We start from the raw sequence: 22,701 nt of genomic DNA on the forward strand, positions 1-22,701 counted from the left end.
GCGGACCACGGTGGCGCGTCAGCTGTCCGACAGCTCCGCCACCCCCGTCACCCGGTGCAGCGGATACGTCCGCACCTCGTCGGCCGTGTGGTCGTAGGCGGTCACGAACCCGCCCTCGACGCGGATCGGCGCGATGACCCGCTGGCTGGCGGCGCCCTCCGCGTTGACGTAGCCGATCCACAGCGTGTCCCCCGTCAGCACCGCCGCCTGCATCGTGGCGAGGGTGTCGGCGGGGCTGGTGCGCGGGAGTTCGCCGCCCGCGGCCGGGGCCTGCTTGCGCGGGGTCGTCGCGGCGGTGTCGCCCGCGCGGATGGCGCGGATCGCGGCGCCGAGCAGCGTGCCGTCGGGCAGCGGGGGCCCGTCGGGGACCGGCTCCGGCGCGGTGCGCGGCGGCGTCCGGTGGGCGTGCGCCCGGGTGATCAGGACATCGCCCTCGGCGGTCTCGGCGGACGGCGCGAAGCCCATCGCGCGCAGCCCTTCGAGCAGCGTCCCGGGGTCGGCCTGGGCGGCGAGGACCGTGGGCGCGAGGCGCCGCAGGCGCAGTGCGGCGGCCCGCTTGTCGGCGAGGATCTCGCCGAGCACGGTGTCGTCGTCGCAGCGCACATAGGCGGAGGCCGCCCCGATGCGCAGGTGTCCGTGCCGCCGGGCGACGTCGTCGATCAGGTAGGTGAGGGGCTGCGGTACGGGCGTACGGGAGTGGGCGGTCAGGAACGCGTGCAGGTCGGACGCGGTGCGCCCGGCGTCGAGCGCGCGCCGCACCGAGCCCGGCGTGAACCGGTAGACGGTCGCGCCGCCCTTGGACTCGACGTCGGCCAGCACGGCCAGCGCCTCGCCGAGCGGCCGCTCCAGCGGGCCGGGCGCGACGGCCGTCAGGTCGGCCTGGAGCAGGACGTGGTCCAGCGGTTCGGGCAGCAGCGGCCCCAGCAGCTTCTCCGCGCGGGCCACGGCGACGGACGCCTCGGCGGGCCCGTCCACCGGGGTGTCGTCGGGTCCCGTCCGGTACGCGGCCAGCAGCGCCCGGCCGTGGGCGGACAGCGCCCCGCGCCCGGTGAACCCGAGCAGTTCGGCCTCCGCGAGCGTCCACCGGGCCAGCCGGGTGCGCAGGTCGAGGGTGGCGGGCGAGGGGCGCTCCCAGGTCAGCCGGGCCGTCACGGACTCCGGGTCGGGCTCGGCGCCCTCCGGCAGCGCGGCGAGCAGCCCGAGGACGTGCCGGCGCACGTCGGGCGCCGCCGACCGGTCCAGGTGCGGGCCGAGCGCGGACAGCGTGCGGTCCTTGCTGTCCCGGCCGCCGACCAGGCCGGAGGTGCGGGTGGCCGCCAGCCAGGCCGTGGCGAGCCGCGTCCACCGCTCGACCGGGGGCCGCTCCAGCCACGCGTCGAGGGCGGGCGTCGCCGCGTACCGCTCGTCGGCCTCGCCGTCCGAGGCCAGCAGCCCCGCCGCGTAGGCCAGTTCGACCCAGAACGCGGCCGTCTGCTCGCCGGTGTCGAGGGCGGCGGCGGTGCGCTTGAGGTCGCGCACGCTCAGGCCGCCCGCGCGCAGCACGGCCGGGCCGCCCTCGTCCCAGTCCTTCAGCAGCTCCCCGACGGTGTCCAGCGCGGTGTACGCCTGCGCCGCCGCCGTCGCGTCCACCACCTGGGGGCGGTGTTCGGCGCGCGCCAGGACCGCGGGCGGCAGCGGTTCGAGGGTGCGGTGCGCCCGCCCGCCGCGCAGGTGCAGCGCGGCCTCGCGGGGCAGCACGACGGTGCCGGGCGTCGTGGGCACCAGCAGCGCCCGGTCGAGCAGCCAGCGCAGGTGGGCGGCGGGCCGGGCCGTCACCTGCCCGTACGGCGGCCCCCACAGCAGCCGGTTCAGTACGTCGATGGACTCGGCCGGTGCCTCGTCGAGCAGCGCCGACATCCGCTCGGGGTCCGTGAACAGGCCGGTGAGCGCGGCGAGCGCGGACACCGGGTCGTGGGTGCTCGGCAGCCCGGCGGCGGCGACGATCTCCTGGATGCGGCCGGGCGACATGCCGGCCGTGGCCTCGGCGACGGTCGGGCCGAGTCCGGTGGGCGAGGGGTGCTGCGGGGTGGGGACGAGCAGTTCGCGGGCGGTGCGCACCAGCCGCAGCTGGTCGTCGCCGCCCCAGATGAGGGCCTGTTCGCGCAGGGTGGCGACGGCCCGCGGCAGTGCGTGCGCGGTGTCCGGTCCCGGGAGCAGGGCGGCCAGCGCCTCGTACGTGGCCGGTTCCGGGGCCACCGCGAGGGCCTGCGCCACCTGCTGGGTGAAGCGGTCGAGGCGGTCGAGGGCGCGGACCACCGAGGCGCGGGTGCCGGCCCGGGTGGCGAGCTGGCCGAGGTCGTTCGGCACCGGGCTGAGCAGGTCGGGGCGGGCGCGCAGGAGGCGTGCCAGGGAGGTGTCGTCCCTGCCGCGCAGGGCCTCCGCCAGGGAGCGGGGTGCCGCCGGGGTCTGCTCGTTGGGGCTCATCTGCCCCACGGTAGCGGCTGTGGGGCCGCTGCCCCGGTGGGCGGCGGAGTGCGGGTTTCGGCGGTGCGGGCCGACCGCTTCCCCGCGGTGCGGTGCGGAGCTGTACCGTCGGGGAGTCAACTGTGCAGCCCCGGAGGGTACTTCGTGGGGATCGAGAGTGATCAGCTCGTCTTCGACTATCTGAGCCGGGTCGGGGACCTGGCCCAGCAGCGCCAGCTGCCGTCCGCGATACGGATGCGCCTGGTCACCGAGTTGCGGGGGGAGATCGACCGGCGGCGTGCCAGAACGACCGTCGACAGTCCCGCCGCCGTGCTCCGCATCCTGGAGCGGCTCGGCTCTCCGGACCGGATCGTGACGGGCGCCCAGGAGGGCGGTCCCGCCGGGGCCGACCCGGCGGCGCCGCTCATCAGGCCGCTGCCCGAGCAGCCCACCGACAGGCCCGAGCGGACCGGCAGGTCCCGCAGGACCGACCGGACCGGCAGGCCCGGCAGGCCCGGCAGGAAGGACCGCAAGGACCGGCCGGAGCCGGCGGACCCGGCGGACCGGACCGGGCTGCGCCGGAAGGTGCCGCGTCCGCGCCGCGCGCCCGCGCCGGACGCCGCCGGGGACGTGCCCGCGCCGCCGCACCTGGCGGGCACGGACGAGCTGGGCGTGCCCGGGGACGTGACCGACTGGTGGCGGATGGGCGACGGCACCGCCGGTTCGCTGACCGACGTGGACAGCGTGCCCGGGTTCGTCGGCGGGGTGGAGATCCCCGACATGCTCAAGCCGCCGAAGAACCGCAAGGACGGCCCCGACCTGCGTAAACGCCCGTTGGTGCCGGTCGAGGACGACGAGCCGGAGGAGGCCGGGGACGACGACGGAGGCGTCCCGGCGAGGGGGGTGCGGCGGCTGCGGCGGGTGGTTCCGGCCGGCGGGCTCGCCAATCCGTTCCTGATGCTGGCCGCCGCCGCGCTGGTCGTCGGCGCCGTCCTCGGCAACATCCTGGTGCTGCTGGTCGGCTGGGCCGTCGTCTTCCTCTCCCGGCGGCTGACGGACTTCCAGAAGAAGACGGCGGTGTTCGGTCTGCCGGGGCTCGCCGTCGCGGGCGGGGTCCTGTGGCTGTGGGGGCGCGGGGCCGGCAAGTGGGGTGCGCCGATCGCCGACGGGCGGATGAACGACGCGTTCCAGGAGACCTGGCCGTGGGTGCTGCGGGGGGCCGCGGTCGCCTCCGCGCTGTATCTGCTGTGGCGGTCGCAGCGCACCCGGCTCTGATCCCGGTGCCCGCGCCGACAGGCTCTGGGCCGACACGCTCTAGGGAGCGAGGTCGGTGCGGAGTTCGCCGAGGATCTGGCCGGCCGCTGTGTAGCCGATGCCCTGGATCCACAGCTCGTCGTCCACCTGGAACACCTTGCCGTCCCGCACGGCCCTCAGCCCGCGCCAGAGGCCGCTGGTCGTGGTCCCGGTGACCTTCGCCCGGTCCGGATCGCCGTACGTGGACGTGAAGATGACGTCCGCGTCCGCCTGGTCGATCCGCTCGGGGCTCACGTCGTAGGAGAAGCCGTCCTCGGCCTTGTCGGTGACGGCGGGGCGGCCGACGCCGACGTCGGCGAGGATCGTGCCGATGTAGTTCTTCCTGCCGTAGATCCGGATGTCGGCGCCCTCGACGAACCGGACGACGTTGACGTCGATGCCCGCCGCCTTCTTCCTGCCGCCGAGGGCCTCGGTGACGGCGGTGACGCTCCGCCGGTACCGGTCGACGGCGGCGCGGGCCTGCTTCTTCCTTCCCAGGGCGTCGGCGTGCACCAGGAAGTTCCGCTTCCAGGGGTAGCCGGTGGTCTCCGTGAGCACGGTCGGGGCGATGGCGCTGAGCTGGGAGTAGCGGCGGCCGTCGCGGACCTTGTTGCTGAGGATCAGGTCCGGTTTCAGCGCGGCGATCTTCTCCAGGTCGGGGTTGGCGATCTCGCCGACCGCGGCGATGCCGGCGGTCCGCCGCGCGGGGAGGTACGGCAGGACGGCGCTCGCGGCGCCGGCCCGGGTGGCTCCTACGGGGGTGACGCCGAGGGTGATCGCGGAGTCCAGCTCCGCGGTGTCCAGCACGACGACGCGGCGCGGGTGGTCCTTGACCCGCACGTCACCCATGGCGGTCCTGACCGTGTGGGTACCGGTGCCGGGGGTGGCACCGCCGGGTCCGTCGGCCCCGGAGCCGCCGGACGTACAGGACGCCAGCAGCAGCGCCGCTCCCAGCACCCCGCCGACGACCCCCCATCGCTCCCGCTCCCCCATCCCGGCTCCCTCCCACCCGACCGCCCGGCCACCGTCCCGCCCCATCCCACCAGCCCCCACGCCCCAAAGGAAGACACCCGCCCCCGCCCGCTCCGGAAGCGCGGGCGGGTTCCCTGCCCCCGGGCGGCGCGCGGCGCGCTCCCGGGGCGCGGGGAACCGCGCGACCGGCCGCGACGGAACCCCGCGCCCGGCGGAGAGCCGCCGTGCCCCCGCCCGCCCCTAGAACCCGGGCTCGAACCGCCGCAGACGCAGGCTGTTGGCGACCACGAAGACCGACGAGAAGGCCATGGCGGCCCCGGCGATCATGGGATTCAGAAGCCCCGCCGCGGCCAGCGGCAGCGCGGCCACGTTGTAGGCGAACGCCCAGAACAGATTGGCCCGGATCGTCCCCAGCGTCCGCCGGGACAGCCGGATCGCGTCGGCCGCCGACCGCAGGTCCCCCCGGACGAGCGTCAGGTCCCCGGCCTCGATGGCGGCGTCGCTCCCGGTCCCCATGGCGAGCCCCAGATCGGCCTGCGCCAGCGCCGCCGCGTCGTTGACCCCGTCCCCCACCATGGCCACCGAACGCCCTTCGCCCTGAAGCCGCCTGACGACGTCGACCTTGTCCTCGGGCAGCACCTCGGCGATGACGTCGGCGGGGTCGGTGATCCCGATCTCGGCGGCGACGGCGCGCGCGACGGCGCCATGGTCACCGGTCAGCAGTACGGGCCGCAGCCCCAGCCCCCGTAGCCGCCGGACGGCGTCGGCGCTGGTCTCCTTCACGGCGTCGGCGACTTCGAGGACGGCGCGCGCGGCCCCGTCCCAGGCCACCGCGACCACGGTCCGCCCGGCGCCCTCGGCGGCCGCCTTGGCGCGGGCCAGCTCCTCGGGCAGCGAGATCTCCCACTGGGCCAGCAGCCGCTCCCGGCCGACCAGCACCGCGTGCCCGTCGACGACGCCCTGGACGCCGAGCCCGGCGACGTTCGCGAAGTCCTCCGGGGCGGGCAGCGGGCCGACGCGCTCGGCGGCGCCCGCGGCGACGGCCCGCGCGATCGGGTGCTCGGAGCTGTGCTCCAGCGCGCCCGCGAGCCGCAGCACCTCGTCCCGCGTCACGCCGTCGGCGACGTGCGTGGCGAGCAGCGTCATCCGGCCGGTGGTCACGGTGCCGGTCTTGTCGAGGACGATCGTGTCGACGCGGCGGGTCGTCTCCAGGACCTCGGGCCCCTTCAGCAGGATGCCGAGCTGGGCGCCGCGTCCGGTGCCGACCATGAGGGCGGTCGGGGTGGCGAGGCCCAGGGCGCACGGGCAGGCGATGATCAGGACGGCGACGGCGGCGGTGAACGCGGCCGTCCACCCGGCGCCGTTGCCCAGCCAGAAGCCCAGCGTGGCGAGGGCGAGCGCGATGACGGCGGGGACGAAGACGCCGGAGATCCGGTCGGCGAGCCGCTGGGCGGCGGCCTTGCCGTTCTGCGCGTCCTCGACCATGCGGGCCATCCGCGCGAGCTGGGTGTCGGCGCCGACCCGGGTGGCCTCGACGACGAGGCGGCCCCCGGCGTTGAGCGTGGCGCCGGTGACGGTGTCGCCGACGGCGACCTCGACCGGTACGGACTCGCCGGTGAGCAGGGACGCGTCGACGGCGGACGAGCCCTCGACGACGGTGCCGTCGGTGGCGATCTTCTCGCCGGGCCGCACCAGGAACCGGTCACCGGCCCGCAGCTCGCCGATCGGGACCGTCGCCTCCCGGCCGCCGGGGCGCAGCACGGTCACGTCCTTCGCGCCCAGTTCGAGCAGCGCCCGCAGCGCGGCGCCCGCCTTCCGCTTGGAGCGGGCCTCGAAGTAGCGCCCGGCGAGGAGGAACGCGGTGACTCCGGCGGCGGCCTCCAGGTAGATGTTCCCCGCGCCGTCGCCGCGCCCGATGGTCAGTTCGAAGGGGTGCGTCATGCCGGGGGTGCCGGCCGTGCCGAAGAACAGCGCCCACACCGACCACAGGAACGCGGCCGAGGTGCCCAGCGAGATCAGCGTGTCCATCGTCGCGGCGCCGTGCCGCGCGTTGATGACCGCCGCCCGGTGGAAGGGCCAGGCCGCGTACGTCACGACGGGCGCGGCCAGGGTCAGGGACAGCCACTGCCAGTACGTGAACTGGAGGGCCGGGACCATCGCCATCGCGATGACGGGCACGGCGAGCACGACGGCGGTGATCAGCCGCTCGCGCAGCGTGCGCAGTTCGTCGTCGGCCGCGTCGCCGGTGGGGCCTGCGGGGTCGGCGGCGGGCGGCTCGGGCTCGTGGGCGGTGTAGCCGGTGGCCTCGACCTTCGCGATGAGATCGGCGACGGACACCCCGTCCACGTAGCTGACCTGGGCCTTCTCGGTCGCGTAGTTGACGGTCGCCTCGACGCCGTCCATCCGGTTCAGCTTCTTCTCGATCCGGGCGGCGCACGACGCGCAGGTCATGCCGCCGATGGCGAGTTCCACCCGCGCGGGCGGGGCGACGGTGTGCGCCGGCATGCTGCCTCCTTCGGTCGGGGTCCTCGGGGCGACTACCCCGCACTATGATCCATTTATACCCCCTGGGGGTACCAAGAACAAGGCGGGACCTTCCTTGACAGGATACCCCCCATGGGTATGGTCGAGTGACCCGGACCGGTGCTGGACCGGTCTCGACCCGGTCCCGACCGCCCCTGAACCCGAGGAGCCCGCCATGCACACCGCACTGAAGACCGCCGCCGTCGCGGCCGCCGCCGCCGCGACGTTCGGCGCCGCGTACGGGGTGGGCAGCGGGGTGCCCGCCGTCCTCGCGCAGGACCGCCCGCCGGCCCACGGCGCGCACGCCCCCCACGAGAAGACCGAGAAGACCGGGGCGACCGACGCGGCCGGCGCCGTCCCCGGGGGGCTCCAGGTCTCCGACGGCGGCTACACCCTCGACCTGGAACGGGACCGGCTCCCCGGCCGGACCGGCGAACTGCGTTTCACCATCCGCGAGGACGCCACCGGCAGGCCGCTGACCTCGTACGAGACCGAGCACGGCAAGCAGCTGCACCTGATCGTCGCCGCGCGGGACCTCACCGCGTACCGCCACCTGCACCCGGTGAGGGCGGCCGACGGCACGTGGTCGACGCCCGTCGCGCTGCCCAAGGCGGGCGACTACCGGGTCTTCGCCGACTTCACGCCGCGCGGTGCGCGGGAGGGCCGCACCCTCGGCGCCGGGCTCGGGGTCGCGGGGACGTACGCGCCCGCGCCGCTGCCGGAGCACTCCACGACGGCGCGGGTCGCGGGCGGTTACGAGGTCCGGCTGGACGGCGCGCTCGCGGCGGGCGCGGCCCGCGAGCTGACCCTGAGCATCACGCGGAACGGCAGGCCCGTCACCGATCTGGACCCCTATCTCGGCGCGTACGGGCATCTGGTCGCGCTGCGCGCGGGCGACCTGGCCTACCTTCACGTTCACCCGCACGACGGCGGGCCGGGGCCGGAGGTTTCCTTCACCGCGACCGCGCCGAGTACCGGGACGTACCGGCTCTTCCTCGATTTCCGGCACGACGGCGAGGTCAGGACGGCTGCGTTCACGGTGCACGCGGCGTAGTCTGAGCGGGACATTGGACTAGACCTATTTCGGGAGCGTCATGAGCAAGCGTGCAGTCCTGGAGGTGATCGCCCTCGACGTCGAGGACGCCGTCGCCGCCCAGGCCGGTGGCGCGGACCGCCTTGAGCTGGTCACCGACATGGCCGCGGACGGGCTGACGCCGTCGGTGGAGACCTTCGCGGCGATCCGCGGGGCCGTGGACATCTCGCTGCGCGTGATGCTGCGGCTCGCGGACGGGTTCGCCGCCGGGGACGTCGACGAGCTGGTGGCGCGGGCGCGGGGGTTGCGGGCGGCCGGGGCCGACGAGTTCGTGCTCGGGTTCCTCGATGAGCACGGGGGGCCCGATCTGGTGGCGATCGAGCGGGTGGTGGAGGCGCTGGACGGGTGCCGGTGGACGTTCCACCGGGCTGTCGACCGGGCCGCCGACCGGGACGCGCTGCGCAAGCAGGTCGCCGATCTGCCCGGTCTGGACACGTATCTGACGGCGGGTTCGGCGGACGGGGTGGACGCGGGTCTTGACGTCCTGGTCGCCGAGGCCGCGCGGTCGGCTGCCGGCGAGCCCGGGTACGAGCAGGAGATCCTGGTCGGCGGGGGGCTCCGCCTGGAGCATGTCGCCGGGTTGCGCCGGGCCGGGGTGTCGGCCTTTCACATCGGCGGGGCGGCGCGTCCTGCGGGTTGGTCGGGCCCGGTCTCGACCACGGCGGTCCGCACCTGGCACGAAACCCTGACCACCTGACCCCTGCCCCGCCCACACATCTCCGGGTGATTTCTCCACGTGCGGCCCGGCGGGGACTGATCGCGCAGTTCCCCGCGCCCCTGGGTCGTACGTCGTCCGCGGCCCGGTGGGGGCTGGTCGCGCAGTTCCCCGCGCCCCTGGGTTGTACGTCGTCCGCGGCCCGGTGGGGCTTCTCGCGCAGTTCCCCGCGCCCCTGAGATGCGCACTGCGTGCGCCATCTCATCGAGAGAGACGCCCCACCGTCCCGCCTCCCAGGAAAGGCGCCCCCACCATCCCACCCCTCCGTGGAGGCGCCCCACCGTCCCGCCCTCCCAGGAGAGGCGCACCACCGCCCCGCCCCTCCGTGAAGGCGCCCCACCGACCCGCCTCTTCGTGAAGGCGCCCCACCGACCCGCCCCTCCGTGAAGGCGCACCACCCTCCCGCCCCTCTTGGAGGCGCGCGGAGCGCAGCCTCTGGGGGAGGCTGCGCGCAGCGCATGCCTCAGGGGCGCGGGGAACTGCGCGACCAGCCGCGACGGTGGCGCACCCGGAAGGCCACCCAGGGGCGCGGGGAACTGCGCGAGAAGCGGCCACCGGGCCGCGGACGACGTACTACCCAAGGGCGCGGGGAACTGCGCGACCAGCCGCGACGGTGGCGCGCCTTACCGATCAGGCGCCACCGTGGCGCGCCCTACCGGTCACCCGAGGGGGGTCAGTTCCGGGGGGAGGGGGGAGTTGTGGGTGATCAGCAGGCCGGAGACGGCCCGGGTCAGGCAGACGTACAGGCGCCGCAACCCGGTACGCCCATCGGGCTCCCCGTCGACGACGGCAGCCGGCTCGTCGAGGACCACGTAGTCGTATTCGAGCCCCTTCGCCAAAGAAGCCGGCACCAGCGTCAGACGCGCCTCGGCCGTGGTCTCCTCACCCGGCGCGAGAAACACCACCCCGGCCCCGGCCAGCAACTCCCCCAGCACCCCGCACCGCGCATCGGCGGCGATGAGCCCGACCGACCCCTCGAACAGCAGCGCCTCCCGGCACGCGCCGACCACATCGTCGTCCCCCGCGACCCCCCGCACCTCGAACACCCCGGGGTTCTCCCGCACGGACGCCACCGGAGCGAGCCCGGGCGCGATGTGCGGCAGCAGCCGGGAGGCGTACGTGATGACGTCGGTCGGCACCCGGAAACCGGCGGTCAGTTCCTCCACCACGGCGTCCTGCTTGCCGAGATGCCGCAGCGCCTCGCCCCAGCTCCGGGTGGCCCACGGAGTGGTCCCCTGCGCGAGGTCGCCGAGCACGGTCACGGATCCGGTCGTGGCGCGCCGCCCGACGGCCCGGTACTGCATCGGGGAGAGGTCCTGCGCCTCGTCGAGCACGACGTGCCCCAGCGAGTGCGTGCGCTCCACGAGGTCGGCGGCCTCGTCGATGAGCACGGCGTCGGCGGCGGACCACCGGACGGACTTGACGCTGCGCGGCGGCCTGGCCCACAGCAGGGTCTTCTGTTCGTGGTCGTCGAGCAGCCCGTCGGCGTGCTCGGCGAGGAAGTCGGCGTCGGACAGCAGCCGCAGCACCAGCCTGGCGGGGTCGACGGGCGGCCAGATCTCCTTGACGGCGGCCTTCACGGCGCTGTTGCGCGCCACGGCGTTCTGCACCCGGTCGTCCGGCGCCTCCCCGGCCCGCTCCATCTGGACGAGCACGGCGTGCGCGATCCGCTGCGGCAGCGCCTCGCGGGCGGCGCCGTAGCGCATGTCGCGGGCCATCAACTCGCGCACCATCTCGTCGAGTTCGTACGCGGCGACGCGCCACCGCCGCGACCCGCGCACGACCACGACACCCTCGCCGGGCAGCGTGATGTGCGAGCGCAGCGCCCGCCGCAGCACCTCGGCCATCCGGGCGTCGCCCTTGACCAGCGCGGCGGGCGCCTCGTCGGCGCCGCGCACCTCGACCGGCCCGGCGACGAGGTCGTCGACGGTGGCCTGCTTGACCTCCAGCTCGCCCAGCGCGGGCAGCACCTGCTCGATGTAGTGGAGGAAGGACCGGTTCGGCCCGATGACGAGGGTGCCGGTGCGGGCGAGGCGCTCGCGGTGGGCGTAGAGGAGGAAGGCGACGCGGTGCAGGCCCACGGCGGTCTTCCCGGTGCCGGGGCCGCCCTGGACGCACACCGAACCGGCGAGGCCGCTGCGGACGATCTCGTCCTGCTCGGGCTGGATGGTGGCGACGATGTCGCGCATCGGGCCGACGCGCGGGCGCTCGATCTCCTGCTGGAGGAGCCGGCTGGTGTGCTCGGTCTCGGCCGGGTCGGTCAGGTTCTCGTCCTCGTACGCGGTCAGCTCGCCGCCGGTGTAGCCGAACCTGCGGCGCAGCGCCACGTCCATCGGGTCCTTCTTCGAGGCCCGGTAGAACGGCTGCGAGACCGGCGCGCGCCAGTCGATGACCATCGGGTCGCCCTCGGCGTCGTGCACGTGGCGGCGCCCGATGTAGAACTGTTCGCCGTCCGCGCCCTCGGCCCGTTCGGCGCCGGGGGCGTGGAAGTAGTCGAGCCGTCCGAAGAAGAGCGGGGTGTGGCTCAGGTCGGCGAGCGCCTTGATCCGGTCCTCGATCTGGCGCTGGAGCACCTCGGCGTTCACCCAGTTGGCGGTGACGTCGCGGATGTCCAGGGACTCGGCGTCCTCGCGCATGGCCCGCAGGGCGGCTCGGGACGAGGAGAGGTGCGCACGCTCACGGTCGAGCGGCGACGCTGACTGACTCACGGGTTCTGCCTCCGGCTCAGGGAACTTCGACACGGGCCGGCCGGTTTCCGACCGGTCGGCGGCGCTCCAGCGACGGGAGGCGGACAAGACGGAGGAGTGTACGCCTCCGTCCGGTACCGGGCCACCGGATATCCCGCCGCCGCACCCGCCCCGGGCCCGCCCCCGGCGGCGCACGCCATAGGGTCCCCTCATGAGCGAGCTGCGTGAGCGATTCGGACAGGCGTTGCGGGCAGCGGCGGCGGAGACGGCGGAGTCGGCGGAGACGGCGGAGTCGGCGGAGAATCCCGGGGCCGACCCCGCCCCGTACGCCGAGAACCTGCTCGCCCGCTGGGCGGAACCGCACCGCCGCTATCACACCCCGGCCCACCTCACGGCGGTCCTGGACCACATCGACGTCCTGGCGGACCACGCCGAGGACCCCGACACGGTCCGGCTGGCGGCGTGGTTCCACGACGCCGTCTACCGCCCGGACCGCTCGGAGAACGAGGAGCGCTCGGCGGCGCTCGCCGAACGCGCCCTCACGGAGGCCGGTCTTCCGGCGCCGAAGGTGGCCGAGACGGCCCGTCTGGTCCGGCTCACGGTCACCCACGACCCGGCCGACGGGGACACCAACGGCGAGACCCTGTGCGACGCCGACCTGGCGGTCCTGGCGGCGCCGCCCGAGGGCTACGCGGCGTACACGCGAGCGGTCCGCGAGGAGTACGCGTTCGTCCCCGACGAGGCGTTCCGGCAGGGCCGCGCGGCCGTCCTGCGCCAACTCCTCGATCTGCCCGCCCTGTTCAGAACCCCGCACGGGCGGGCCACCTGGGAGTCCGCCGCCCGCGCCAACCTGACGGCGGAACTCCGCCTCCTCGAAAGCGACCCCGGAGACGACACCGAAAGCGGCACCTGAGACGACACCGGAGGCGAGAGCGGAGGCGAGAGCGGGAATGCCACCCCCGGCGCCCCCGGTTGATCCTTCACATGCCGCCAAACACGACCCGCACCCCGATGCCCCTGGCCGTCTACATACTCGGCCTGAGCGTCTTCGCCCTCGGCACCAGCGAGTTCATGCTCTCCGGGCTGCTCCCGGCCGTCGCCGACGACATGGACGTCACGATCCCGCAGGCGGGCCTGCTGATCTCGGCGTTCGCGATCGGCATGGTGGTGGGCGCCCCGCTGCTGGCGGTGGCGACCCTGCGCCTGCCCCGCCGCACCACGCTCATCGCCCTGATCACGACGTTCGGCCTGGGCCAGATCGCCGGCGCCCTGTCCCCCTCGTACGCGGTCCTGTTCGCCTCCCGTGTCGTCTCCGCGCTGGCCTGCGCCGGTTTCTGGGCGGTCGGCGCGGCCGTGGCGATCGCGATGGTCCCGGTGAACCAGCGGGCCCGCGCCATGGCCGTGATGATCGGCGGCCTGTCGATCGCGAACGTGCTGGGCGTCCCGGCCGGCGCCTTCCTCGGCGACGGGCTCGGCTGGCGCGCCGCGTTCTGGGCGGTCGGCGCGGCGTCGGTGATCGCGCTGGTCGGCATCGTCACCCTCGTCCCGCACATTCCCCGCCCGGCGGAACTCCCGCGTCTGAGGCGTGAGTTGTCCATCTACGGGGACCGGCAGGTGTGGCTGTCGGTCGCGGTCACCGCGCTGGCGGCGGGCGGCGTCTTCTGCGCGTTCAGCTATCTGTCCCCGTTCCTGACGGACGTGGCGGGTCTGGACGAGGGCTGGGTCCCGGCGGTGCTGGCGCTGTTCGGTGCCGGCGCGCTGGTCGGCACGACGGTCGGCGGCCGGGTCGCGGACGCGCACCTGTTCGGGGTGCTGCTGACCGGCACCGCGCTGTCGACCGTCTTCCTCGCCGCGCTGGCCCTGCTCGGGCACCTCCAGATCGCGGCGGTGGCCCTGTCGTTCCTGCTCGGCCTGTCCGCCTTCTACACGGCCCCGGCGCTCAACGCCCGGATGTTCAACGTGGCGGGCGCGGCCCCCACGCTGGCGGGCGCCACCACCACGGCCGCGTTCAACCTCGGCAACACGGGCGGCCCCTGGCTCGGCGGCACGGTCATCGACGCGCACCTGGGCTATCCGGCGGTCGCCTGGGCGGGCGGCGCGATGACGGTGCTGGCGCTGGCGCTGACGGCGGTGTCGCTGCGGCTGCACCGGCGCGCGGCGCCGTCCCGGATCGTGGCGGGCGGCGCGGCTACGCCGCGGGCCGTCCCTTCGGACGCCGCAGCCCCGCGTCCGTGAGCCGCCGCACCAGCTCCTTCGAGCCGACCGGCACGGCCCCGGCCCGCACCGCGTCCGCGTAGCGGTGCGCCGGGAGGTCGTAGTGGTCGCGCTCGAAGGCGCGCTCCGGCACCCCCAACCCCCGGGCGAACAGATGCAGTTCGTCGAAGGTCTCGTCGCTCACCAGGTGGGACCAGAGCCGCCCGTGGCCGGGCCAGGTCGGCGGGTCGATGTAGAGGGTCACCCGGCCACGGTCCCCAGCGAGCCGACCGGCGCGACGACCACCCCGGCCTCCGAGCACACCCAGTGCGGGTCGGCGCCCAGCTCTGGCTCGACGTCGAGCGCGTGCGGGCCGTCGCTGCCGGAGCCCGGACCGCAGACCGGGCACACCGGCCAGCGGCCGTGCCGCTCCAGGATGCCGTCCTGCACGTCCTGCGCCACGAGACCGGCGACGAACGCGACGCCGTCCGGCCACTGCTCCGCCCACCAGCGGCGCTGCGTGATCGACTCCTCGACGAGTGAGACGACGTCGGCGTCGGCGACGTCGACGGCCTTCAGGTCCGCGAGGATCAGCGCGCGGGCCGCGTGCAGGGCCTGTTCCAAGGGGCTGATGGTGTTCATCCCCCCATTGTCCCGCGCGTCGCGGATGTGACACAGGTCCCGGTCCTTCGGCTCTTGACCCCCACCCGTCGCGAAAATATCTTTCACGTGTGAGCAATGACGTGAAGGAAAGTTTCGCGAACGACGCGCCGCCCGCCCCGGCGGCCCTCGCGGCCAAGGTGCGCACGCTGGCGCCGTCGATGACGCGATCCATGCAGCGGGTGGCGGAGGCCGTCGCCGGTGACCCCGCCGGCTGCGCCGCGCTGACCGTCACCGGCCTCGCCGAGCTCACCGGCACCAGCGAGGCGACGGTGGTCCGCACCGCCCGCCTCCTGGGCTATCCCGGCTACCGCGACCTGCGGCTCGCCCTCGCGGGCCTCGCCGCGCAGCAGCAGTCGGGCCGGGCGCCCGCCGTCACCGCCGACATCGCGGTCGACGACCCGATCGCCGACGTGGTCGCCAAGCTGGCCTACGACGAGCAGCAGACCCTCGCCGACACGGCGGCCGGGCTCGACACCGTGCAGCTCGGCGCCGCCGTGGGCGCGCTCGCGGCGGCGGGCCGGGTCGAGATCTACGGCATGGCGGCGTCCGGGCTGGTCGCGCAGGACCTGGCGCAGAAGCTGCTGCGGATCGGGCAGGTCGCGTACGCGCACTCCGATCCGCACCTGGCCGTGACGAACGCGGTGAGCCTGCGCGCGGGGGACGTCGCCGTCGCCATCACGCACTCCGGCGCCACCGGCGACGTCATCGAGCCGCTGCGCGTCGCCTTCGAGCACGGCGCCACGACCATCGCCATCACGGGCCGCCCGGACGCGCCGGTCTCCCAGTACGCGGACCACATCCTCACCACCTCCATCGCCCGCGAGAGCGAGCTGCGGCCCGCCGCCATGTCCTCGCGGACCAGTCAGCTCCTGGTGGTGGACTGCCTGTTCGTGGGCGTCGCCCAGCGCAACTACGCGTCGGCGGCCCCGGCCCTCTCCGCGTCGTACGAGGCGCTGGCCCACCGCCACCGGGCCGCGCCGCGCAGCGGCAGGTCATGACGGTCCCCGCGCCCACCCCCTGACCCCGTCCGGCACCCCAGAAGAAGCCACCCGCACAGAGAGCCCCGAGAGACGACGATGTCCACCGACGCCACGTACACCGAACTCCGCGCCCAGCTGGCCACCCTCACCACCGAGGCGTTCCGCCCGGAGCTGGCCGAGATCGACCAGCTCCCCACCCTGGAGATCGCCCGGATCATGAACGGCGAGGACGCCACGGTCCCCACCGCCGTGGCGGCCCAGCTGCCCCGGATCGCGGCGGCGATCGACGGCACCGCCGACCGCATGGCCCGCGGCGGCCGCCTGATCTACGCGGGCGCGGGCACGGCCGGCCGCCTCGGTGTCCTGGACGCGTCCGAGTGCCCGCCCACCTTCAACACCGACCCGGCCGAGGTCGTCGGCCTGATCGCGGGCGGCCCCTCCGCGATGATCACCGCGGTCGAGGGCGCCGAGGACTCCAAGGAGCTGGCGGCCGAGGACCTGGACGCCCTGAACCTGACGGCGGACGACGTCGTCGTCGGCATCTCGGCGTCGGGCCGCACCCCGTACGCGATCGGCGCGGTCGAGCACGCGCGGGCCCGCTACGGCGCCCTCACCGTCGGCCTGTCCTGCAACGCGGACAGCGCGCTGGGCGCGGCGGCCGACCACGGCATCGAGGTCGTCGTCGGCCCCGAGCTGCTCACCGGTTCGACCCGGCTGAAGGCGGGCACGGCGCAGAAGCTCGTCCTCAACATGCTGTCGACGATCACCATGATCCGGCTCGGCAAGACGTACGGGAACCTCATGGTCGACGTGCGCGCGTCGAACGAGAAGCTGCGGGCCCGCTCCCGCCGCATCGTCTCGCTGGCCACGGGCGCCGACGACGCCGTCATCGAGGCCGCGCTCGCCGCCACCGACGGCGAGGTGAAGAACGCGATCCTCGTCGTCCTCGGCGAGGTCGACGGCCCCACGGCCGCCCGCCTGCTGGCCGCGTCCGACGGCCACCTGCGCGCCGCGCTCGCCGCGGCCGTCGGCACCACCCCCTGACCCCGCCCCTCCATCCCCCAGCACCACCCGCACAGCAAGGCAGCACGCACCATGGCTGAGAACAAGAACCGCGACGTGGCGGCCTCGATCCTGCCGCTCGTCGGCGGCGCCGGGAACGTCACCTCGGTAGTCCACTGCATGACCCGGCTCCGGCTGGGCCTGGCCGACCGCTCGCTGGTCCAGGACGAGGCGCTGAAGGCGCTGCCCGACGTCATGGGCGTGGTCGAGGACGAGACGTACCAGATCGTCCTGGGCCCCGGGAAGGTCGCCCGGGTGACCCCCGAGTTCGAGGCGCTCGTGGCGCAGGGCCGTGCCGCCGCGCCGGCCCCCGAGCCGGAGCCGCGGGCGGCCGCGCACCCGGCGACCGCCGAGGACCTGGCCGCCCAGGGCGCGCAGCTGCGCGCGGCGCGCAAGGCGAAGAACGCCACCCCGTTCAAGCTGTTCCTGCGCCGCATCGCGAACATCTTCGTGCCGCTGATCCCGGCGCTGATCGGCTGCGGCATCGTCGCGGGCATCAACGGCCTGCTGGTCAACCTGGAGTGGCTGCCCGGCGTCACCCCGGCGCTCGCCGCCATCGCCTCCGGCTTCATGTCGCTGATCGCGGTGTTCGTCGGCTACAACACGGCGAAGGAGTTCGGCGGCACCCCGATCCTGGGCGGCGCGGTCGCCGCGATCATCGTCTACGCGGGCGTCGCCGACATCGAGGCGTTCGGCCAGAAGCTCTCCCCCGGCCAGGGCGGGGTGCTCGGCGCGCTGGGCGCGGCGGTCCTCGCGGTGTACGTGGAGAAGTGGTGCCGCACGTGGGTCCCGGAGGCGGTGGACGTCCTCGTCACGCCGACCCTCACGGTCCTGGTCTCCGGCCTGGTCACGCTCTTCGGCCTGATGTACGTGGCCGGGGAGGTCTCCACCGGCATCGGCACGGCGGCGAACTGGCTGCTGGACAACACGGGCGCGTTCGCGGGCCTGGTCCTCGGCGGGCTGTTCCTGCCGCTGGTCATGCTGGGCCTGCACCAGGCCCTCATCCCGATCCACACCACGCTGATCGAGCAGCAGGGGTACACGGTCCTGCTGCCCATCCTGGCGATGGCGGGCGCGGGCCAGGTCGGCTGCGCCATCGCCGTGTTCAAGCGGCTCAAGCACAACACGTCGATCCGCAACACGATCAGGTCGGCGCTCCCCGCGGGCTTCCTGGGCGTCGGCGAACCGCTGATCTACGGTGTCTCGCTGCCGCTGGGCCGTCCGTTCGTCACGGCGTGCGTGGGCGGCGCGGCGGGCGGCGCGTTCGTCGGCCTGTTCTCGATGCTCGGCGACAAGGTCGGCTCGACGGCGATCGGCCCGTCCGGCTGGGCGCTGTTCCCGCTCATCGACGGCAACCACGGCTGGGGCACGACCGCCCTGATCTACGGCGGCGGTCTGCTGGTCGGTTACGTCGTCGGCTTCCTCGCCACGTACTTCTTCGGCTTCAGCGCGCAGATGCTCGTCGACCTGAACGCGGACGTCGACGCGGGCGAGTCCCCGGCGGCCCGCGCCGAGGAGGGCCCCTCGGCCCCGGCGGTCCCGGACACCCCGCAGGCCCTCGCCCCCGGCCGGCACTGACCCGCGACCGCCGCGCGGGGCCGGGGAAACCGGGCGGGGAGAACGCCCACCGGCCCGCGGACGAAGACTGCTAGCGTGCCGGTCATGGCGGACGAGCGCATCGACCCCCCTCCCTTCCGCTGGTACGGCGGAAGGGTCTCGGTCGACTTCACGGCCACCCTGACCGGCACGGGCGCGTCCCCCGTGGAGCGGCTGAGCACCCCCGCCGACCTCTCCCGCTGGTGCCGCGCCGCCCATCTGTCGGACGCCCCGCTCCCCGACGCCACCCCGCGCGCCCTCGCGCAGGCCCGCGGGCTGCGCGAGGCCCTGCACCGGACGTTCCTGCACGCGGCGAAGCCCGACCGGGACGACCTCGACACCATCAGCACGTGGTCGGCGCGGTCCCTGCCGGGCCCCGGCCTCACCACGGCGGAGGACGGCGCCCCGGCCCCGCGCCGCCCCCGCCTCCATCTCACCGGCGACCTGCTGACGCTGATCGCCCGCGACGGCGTCGACCTCCTGACCGGTCGTCACCGTCACCGCATCCGCGAGTGCGCCGCCCCCGACTGCACCTTCCTCTTCGTGGACGTCAGCCGGCCGGGCCGCCGCCGCTGGTGCTCGATGGACGCGTGCGGGGCCCGCTCCAAGATGGCCGGCTACCGGGCGCGCAGGGCGCCGGGTCCCTGACGGCCGCTCCGCCGCCTCGATCCGCACCGCCCGGCCCGCGCGGGTCCGGTCCTGGCGTCACGCAGTCCGGCGGGCAGTCCCACTCGACGCCGCCGCCCGGCGGCCTGAGCTGCACCCGGCCGCCCTCCGTGCCCATGATCTGGCCGACCCGCCCGTCCCGTACGTCGATCACGTACTCCCGGACCGCGCTCACCGCCGCACCCCGTGCAGGACGGCCGTCAGCCGCATCGCCGTGTCCAGGTTCACGCACCCCAGCTCCACCAGCGGATACCGGGTCTCCCCGGCCGCCGTCACCGCATCCACCCGCAGCGAGGGCAGCACCACCCCCAATGCCGTGAGCTCCGCCCTCAGTTGCGCGATGGCGTCCTCGACCACCCGAAGCCGCTCCGCGTCCCGCACGACCATCCCGATCAGCACCTTTCTTCCACCGAGTGTTCCGCATTCCTCACCCAGCGTGACCGATCGCGCTCTACGCTTTCCAGAGCCCGAGCCCAACAAAGGGCGTTGCTGCCAGCGGGATCCAGCGGAGTTGATGCACATGTCCGGACCGAAGGACCTCGACCCCTCCTCGCGTCGCGTCATGATCGGCGAAGAGTTGCGCCACGCCCGGGAGAGAGCGGCCCTCACCCAACAGGCCCTGGGTGAGCAGCTGTTCGTCAGCGGTTCGTACGTCGGCCAGATGGAGGCCGGGACGCGGCGCATCCTGCCGGACATGGCGGTGCGGCTCGACGAGATCCTGAAGAGCGGGGGGTTCTTCGTGCGGCACTGCACGAAGGCGAACCGCTCGAAGCATCCCGAGCACTTCGCCGAGGCCGCCGAAGCGGAGGCCGTGGCCATCGAGATCAGGCAATACGAGTCGCTGCTGATCCCGGGCCTGCTCCAGACCCCGGACTATGCGCGCGCGGTGTTCCTGGCGTATCAGCCGACGGCGCCGGAGGAGGTCATCGACGAGCTGGTCGCGACCAGGATGGAGCGCGCGCACCTCCTTGACGATCCAACAAAGCCGTTGTTGTGGGTCGTTCTGGACGAGACAGCTCTGCGCCGGGTGGTGGGCGACCCAGCAGTGATGGCGAAGGCCCTGACCCGCGTCGCCGCACTGGCGCGCAGGCGCCGGATGATCGTTCAGGTGCTGCCGTTCTCGGCGGGCGCCCACGCCTCACTGGACGGCTCGCTCAAGCTCATGCACTTCGATGACGCGCCCCCACTCTCCTTCGTCGAGGCGCCCAGCATGGGCCAGTTGACGGATGATCCGGCGATCGTGGCCCGCCACCAGTTGACCTACGATCTGCTCAGGGCCGACGCACTCACTCCGAAGCAATCCCTGGCCCTGATCGAATCAGTGGCGGAGGATTACGCGCATGAAGAGCACGCACCCGGAGCCTGACCTCACCTCGGCCATCTGGCACAAGTCCACATACAGCGGCGGCAGCGGCGGCGACTGCCTCGAAGTCGCCACCGACTTCCCCGGCGCCGCCTGGCACAAGTCCACCTACAGCGGCGGCCAGGGCGGCGACTGCCTCGAAGTGGCCACCACCGCGCACCCCGAACTGGTCCCGGTCCGGGACTCGAAGAACCCCGACGGCCCGAAGCTCGTGCTCCGGGCGGCAGCCTGGTCGGCGTTCATCGACGACCTGCGGCGCGACGGCTAGCCGCCCGCCCGAAGCTCGGGCCCCGAGCCCCGAGCTGTGCTTCTAGGGATGGGGAGGTGGGTCTCAACCCACCCTCCCACCCTGCGACTTGGCGGGCCCGGCGACTTTCCGGGTCCGACTTGCCACGCAGGGTGACGACCGTTTAGCGTGCCCGAACGACGAACGGCCCCCGCCGGTGCGCCAACACCGGACGAGGGCCTATCCATCGAGATCGAAATGAGTCGATCCATGGCTGACGCCTACTTTAGTGGTGCGGGCACGCCCGCGCACCCCGCCGCCAACCCGGGCTACGGCAAACGCCCGGCGCCGGACCAAGCCCCGCGCACCCCCGCCGACTTCGCGCACCTCCCGGCCAGGGAAGCGCACATCGCCGGGTTCATCGACCGGCTGCCCGACGGCGCGGACATCTCGGTGAAGCTGCTCGCGTCCTGCCTCCCGTACGGCCAGCAGGCCATGCGCACGGCGCTGAACAACCTCCAGGCGGCCGGGCACCTGCGGCGCGGCCGGGAGCACGTGGTGGGCTCGGGGAGCGCGCGCTGGGTGACGCGGACGTGGTTCTCGCGGACCGCGCGGGACGACGGCTGGTGGACGAGGTTCCTGCGCGGGGACGTGCCCGAGGATGCGCCCGAGCCGCGGCGGCCCTCCCGCAGCAGGGCGTTCGTCCTGCTGGCGGCGCTGGGCAGGACGGCGCCGGCCCTGGCGCTGTCGGCGGCGGAGTGCGAGCGGCTCGCGCCGCTGACGGACGACTGGTTCGCGCGGGGCGCCGACGAACCGGCGGTGCTGCGCGCGCTGACGACGGGCCTGCCGGCCCCGGTGCACAGCCCGGCGGCGCTGATCCGCAGGCGCCTGATCGACAAACTCCCGCCGGAACCGGCACCGCGCCCGCCGCTGCGCGTCGTGGAGTGCACGGCGTGCGGCGACCCGGGCCGCCCGGAGGACATCAGGGGCGGCCGGTGCGGAGGATGCCGGGGCACGACGGCGGCCCCGGCCCGCCCGGCGCCGCCGCCCGCCCTCACCCCGGGCGCGGTCCGCACGTACGCCCAGGGCATCCGCACGGCCCTGCGCGCCCGCTGAGGCGGCGCGGGCACCGCGACGGGACTACTCCGCCGGGGACGCCCCCGCCGCCCGGAGCACCCCGGCCGTCTCCGGGTGCGGGCCGGCGTCCGCCCACTCCAGGGGCGTCAGGCCCGTGCCGCGGTCCTCGCGCAGGGCGGGGTCGGCGCCGTGCGCGAGGAGGTGGCGGACGGCCTCGGTGTGGCCCCAGCAGGCCGCCGCGCACAGCGGCGTGCCCTCCGAGCCGGGCCCCGCGCTCTCCGCGTCGGGCGCGGCCCCCGCCGCCAGCAGCACCCGCACCACCTCCGCCTCCCCCTGCACGGCGGCGAGGTACAGCGGAGTGGTGCCCGCGCCGAACGGGCGGGCGGGGCTCGCGCCCCGGCGCAGCACCGCCCGCACCCGGCCGGCGTCCCCCGCGAGGATCGCGCCGAAGAGGTCGTGGGAGAGCTTCTTCGCCCTGCGCAGCTTCATGGCCGGTGAGGCTAGCGCCGATCGCCGCGCCGCGGGGATCCGAGCGGCCCGAGCCGGGACCGAGTGGGGCGAGTAACGTCTTCCGGGTCATCGGTGTGCACCACCACCGCCGCCGTCCGCCACGCGCCACGACTCCGAGGGGGCACGCATGCCACCGGCCCGCCCCGGCCCCCGCCCCCAGGTGATCGCCCTGGACGGCGACAGCGCATGCATATCCGAGGCCCGCGCCGCCGCCCGCAGGTTCCTCGAAGAGGCCCGCGACACCCACCGGCTGCCCGTGTCCGAGACGATCGTGGAGAACACCCAGCTCATCGTCAGCGAGCTCGTGACCAACGTCGTCAAGTACGCCCCCGGCCCCGGCCTGCTGCACCTGAGCATCGACGACACCGGCCTGTCGGTCCGGGTGGAGGACAGCGGCCCGGCACAGCCCCTGGTCCGCGAGGCCGACCCCCACCGGATCGGGCAGCACGGCCTGGAGATCGTCGCCCTGCTCGCCCGGACGCTCACCGTCAGTTCCACCGGCACGGGCAAACAGATCACCGCCACACTCCCCCTGACCGCACCCGCGCCCACCCCCTGAGCCGTCGGCCCGGCCCATCGGACACCGGGGGGTCCGGGCCCCACCGGGACGGACTACAGTTGCCGCGCTGCAACTGTCGTG

The 22,701-nt window shown here is 74.6% G+C and carries 21 protein-coding genes; 13 read left to right on the forward strand and 8 right to left on the reverse strand.

Going from position 1 to position 22,701, the window contains the following annotated elements; all coding sequences use genetic code 11:
• Window positions 1-18: 18 nt before the first annotated feature.
• A complete protein-coding gene (locus tag ACIP5K_RS04850) occupies window positions 19-2,463 on the reverse strand; it encodes a helicase-associated domain-containing protein (RefSeq protein WP_401404931.1) in 2,445 nt (814 codons plus the stop codon).
• A 144-nt stretch (window positions 2,464-2,607) separates the two neighbouring features.
• On the opposite strand from ACIP5K_RS04850, the gene ACIP5K_RS04855 reads away from it, so the two are divergent.
• Window positions 2,608-3,717, forward strand: a complete 1,110-nt coding sequence (locus ACIP5K_RS04855) for a hypothetical protein (RefSeq protein ID WP_401404932.1) — start codon at window positions 2,608-2,610, stop codon at window positions 3,715-3,717.
• A gap of 39 nt (window positions 3,718-3,756) precedes the next feature.
• Here the strand turns inward: ACIP5K_RS04855 and ACIP5K_RS04860 are convergent, their stop codons facing one another.
• Both ACIP5K_RS04860 and ACIP5K_RS04865 read right to left on the reverse strand, forming a co-directional pair.
• The gene (locus ACIP5K_RS04860) at window positions 3,757-4,728 is read right to left on the reverse strand and encodes an ABC transporter substrate-binding protein (RefSeq protein WP_401404934.1); all 972 of its coding nucleotides are present in this window, start codon (window positions 4,726-4,728) and stop codon (window positions 3,757-3,759) included.
• Between the two features lie 219 nt (window positions 4,729-4,947).
• The gene (locus ACIP5K_RS04865) at window positions 4,948-7,212 is read right to left on the reverse strand and encodes a heavy metal translocating P-type ATPase (RefSeq protein ID WP_401404936.1); all 2,265 of its coding nucleotides are present in this window, start codon (window positions 7,210-7,212) and stop codon (window positions 4,948-4,950) included.
• A 193-nt stretch (window positions 7,213-7,405) separates the two neighbouring features.
• Here ACIP5K_RS04865 and ACIP5K_RS04870 point away from each other — a divergent pair, with 193 nt between their 5' ends.
• Together ACIP5K_RS04870 and ACIP5K_RS04875 are read left to right on the forward strand one after the other, a co-directional pair.
• Window positions 7,406-8,284 carry a hypothetical protein gene (locus ACIP5K_RS04870; protein ID WP_401404938.1) on the forward strand — a complete coding sequence of 293 codons (879 nt, stop codon included), beginning with the start codon at window positions 7,406-7,408 and terminating at the stop codon, window positions 8,282-8,284.
• Window positions 8,285-8,324: 40 nt separating this feature from the next.
• The gene (locus tag ACIP5K_RS04875) at window positions 8,325-9,020 is read left to right on the forward strand and encodes a copper homeostasis protein CutC (RefSeq protein ID WP_401404940.1); all 696 of its coding nucleotides are present in this window, start codon (window positions 8,325-8,327) and stop codon (window positions 9,018-9,020) included.
• A gap of 677 nt (window positions 9,021-9,697) precedes the next feature.
• Here ACIP5K_RS04875 and ACIP5K_RS04880 read toward each other — a convergent pair.
• Complete coding sequence (locus ACIP5K_RS04880; RefSeq protein ID WP_401405285.1) at window positions 9,698-11,674, reverse strand: HelD family protein; 1,977 nt, start codon at window positions 11,672-11,674, stop codon at window positions 9,698-9,700.
• A gap of 262 nt (window positions 11,675-11,936) precedes the next feature.
• On the opposite strand from ACIP5K_RS04880, the gene ACIP5K_RS04885 reads away from it, so the two are divergent.
• Window positions 11,937-12,638 carry a hypothetical protein gene (locus ACIP5K_RS04885; RefSeq protein WP_401404942.1) on the forward strand — a complete coding sequence of 234 codons (702 nt, stop codon included), beginning with the start codon at window positions 11,937-11,939 and terminating at the stop codon, window positions 12,636-12,638.
• 98 nt (window positions 12,639-12,736) lie between these two features.
• A complete protein-coding gene (locus ACIP5K_RS04890) occupies window positions 12,737-13,960 on the forward strand; it encodes a Cmx/CmrA family chloramphenicol efflux MFS transporter (RefSeq protein ID WP_401405286.1) in 1,224 nt (407 codons plus the stop codon).
• On the opposite strand, the gene ACIP5K_RS04895 is transcribed toward ACIP5K_RS04890, so the two are convergent.
• Both ACIP5K_RS04895 and ACIP5K_RS04900 read right to left on the reverse strand, forming a co-directional pair.
• On the reverse strand, window positions 13,914-14,183 hold the full coding sequence (locus tag ACIP5K_RS04895) for a DUF4031 domain-containing protein (protein ID WP_401404944.1): 270 nt from the start codon (window positions 14,181-14,183) through the stop codon (window positions 13,914-13,916). The genes ACIP5K_RS04890 and ACIP5K_RS04895 overlap by 47 nt on opposite strands.
• Window positions 14,180-14,560 (reverse strand): hypothetical protein, encoded by a 381-nt coding sequence (locus tag ACIP5K_RS04900; RefSeq protein WP_401404945.1) that lies wholly within the window; start codon window positions 14,558-14,560, stop codon window positions 14,180-14,182. Before ACIP5K_RS04900 ends, ACIP5K_RS04895 begins: the two co-directional genes overlap by 4 nt.
• Window positions 14,561-14,649: 89 nt before the next feature.
• Here ACIP5K_RS04900 and ACIP5K_RS04905 point away from each other — a divergent pair, with 89 nt between their 5' ends.
• From ACIP5K_RS04905 to ACIP5K_RS04920, 4 genes are all read left to right on the forward strand, one after another.
• On the forward strand, window positions 14,650-15,579 hold the full coding sequence (locus ACIP5K_RS04905) for a MurR/RpiR family transcriptional regulator (RefSeq protein ID WP_401404947.1): 930 nt from the start codon (window positions 14,650-14,652) through the stop codon (window positions 15,577-15,579).
• A gap of 78 nt (window positions 15,580-15,657) precedes the next feature.
• Entirely contained in the window at window positions 15,658-16,605 is a 948-nt protein-coding gene (gene murQ / locus ACIP5K_RS04910; RefSeq protein ID WP_401404949.1) for an N-acetylmuramic acid 6-phosphate etherase, read from the forward strand.
• Window positions 16,606-16,656: 51 nt separating this feature from the next.
• A complete protein-coding gene (locus ACIP5K_RS04915) occupies window positions 16,657-18,201 on the forward strand; it encodes a PTS transporter subunit EIIC (protein WP_401404951.1) in 1,545 nt (514 codons plus the stop codon).
• Window positions 18,202-18,285: 84 nt separating this feature from the next.
• Complete coding sequence (locus tag ACIP5K_RS04920; RefSeq protein WP_401404953.1) at window positions 18,286-18,867, forward strand: CGNR zinc finger domain-containing protein; 582 nt, start codon at window positions 18,286-18,288, stop codon at window positions 18,865-18,867.
• Window positions 18,868-19,056: 189 nt separating this feature from the next.
• On the opposite strand, the gene ACIP5K_RS04925 is transcribed toward ACIP5K_RS04920, so the two are convergent.
• The gene (locus ACIP5K_RS04925; RefSeq protein ID WP_401404955.1) at window positions 19,057-19,284 is read right to left on the reverse strand and encodes a hypothetical protein; all 228 of its coding nucleotides are present in this window, start codon (window positions 19,282-19,284) and stop codon (window positions 19,057-19,059) included.
• Window positions 19,285-19,405: 121 nt separating this feature from the next.
• On the opposite strand from ACIP5K_RS04925, the gene ACIP5K_RS04930 reads away from it, so the two are divergent.
• The 3 genes from ACIP5K_RS04930 to ACIP5K_RS04940 all read left to right on the forward strand — a co-directional run bounded on the left by ACIP5K_RS04930 (window position 19,406) and on the right by ACIP5K_RS04940 (window position 21,590).
• On the forward strand, window positions 19,406-20,251 hold the full coding sequence (locus ACIP5K_RS04930) for a Scr1 family TA system antitoxin-like transcriptional regulator (RefSeq protein WP_401404957.1): 846 nt from the start codon (window positions 19,406-19,408) through the stop codon (window positions 20,249-20,251).
• Window positions 20,226-20,516 (forward strand): DUF397 domain-containing protein, encoded by a 291-nt coding sequence (locus ACIP5K_RS04935; protein ID WP_401404959.1) that lies wholly within the window; start codon window positions 20,226-20,228, stop codon window positions 20,514-20,516. The genes ACIP5K_RS04930 and ACIP5K_RS04935 overlap by 26 nt, the downstream gene beginning before the upstream one ends.
• Before the next feature lie 228 nt (window positions 20,517-20,744).
• On the forward strand, window positions 20,745-21,590 hold the full coding sequence (locus ACIP5K_RS04940; RefSeq protein WP_401404961.1) for a hypothetical protein: 846 nt from the start codon (window positions 20,745-20,747) through the stop codon (window positions 21,588-21,590).
• A gap of 24 nt (window positions 21,591-21,614) precedes the next feature.
• Here ACIP5K_RS04940 and ACIP5K_RS04945 read toward each other — a convergent pair whose 3' ends face one another.
• A complete protein-coding gene (locus tag ACIP5K_RS04945) occupies window positions 21,615-22,040 on the reverse strand; it encodes an ankyrin repeat domain-containing protein (RefSeq protein WP_401404963.1) in 426 nt (141 codons plus the stop codon).
• 148 nt (window positions 22,041-22,188) lie between these two features.
• On the opposite strand from ACIP5K_RS04945, the gene ACIP5K_RS04950 reads away from it, so the two are divergent.
• The gene (locus ACIP5K_RS04950) at window positions 22,189-22,620 is read left to right on the forward strand and encodes an ATP-binding protein (protein WP_401404965.1); all 432 of its coding nucleotides are present in this window, start codon (window positions 22,189-22,191) and stop codon (window positions 22,618-22,620) included.
• Window positions 22,621-22,701: the final 81 nt, after the last annotated feature.

Source organism: Streptomyces sp. NPDC088785, assembly GCF_044750685.1.
Lineage (GTDB): Bacteria > Actinomycetota > Actinomycetes > Streptomycetales > Streptomycetaceae > Streptomyces.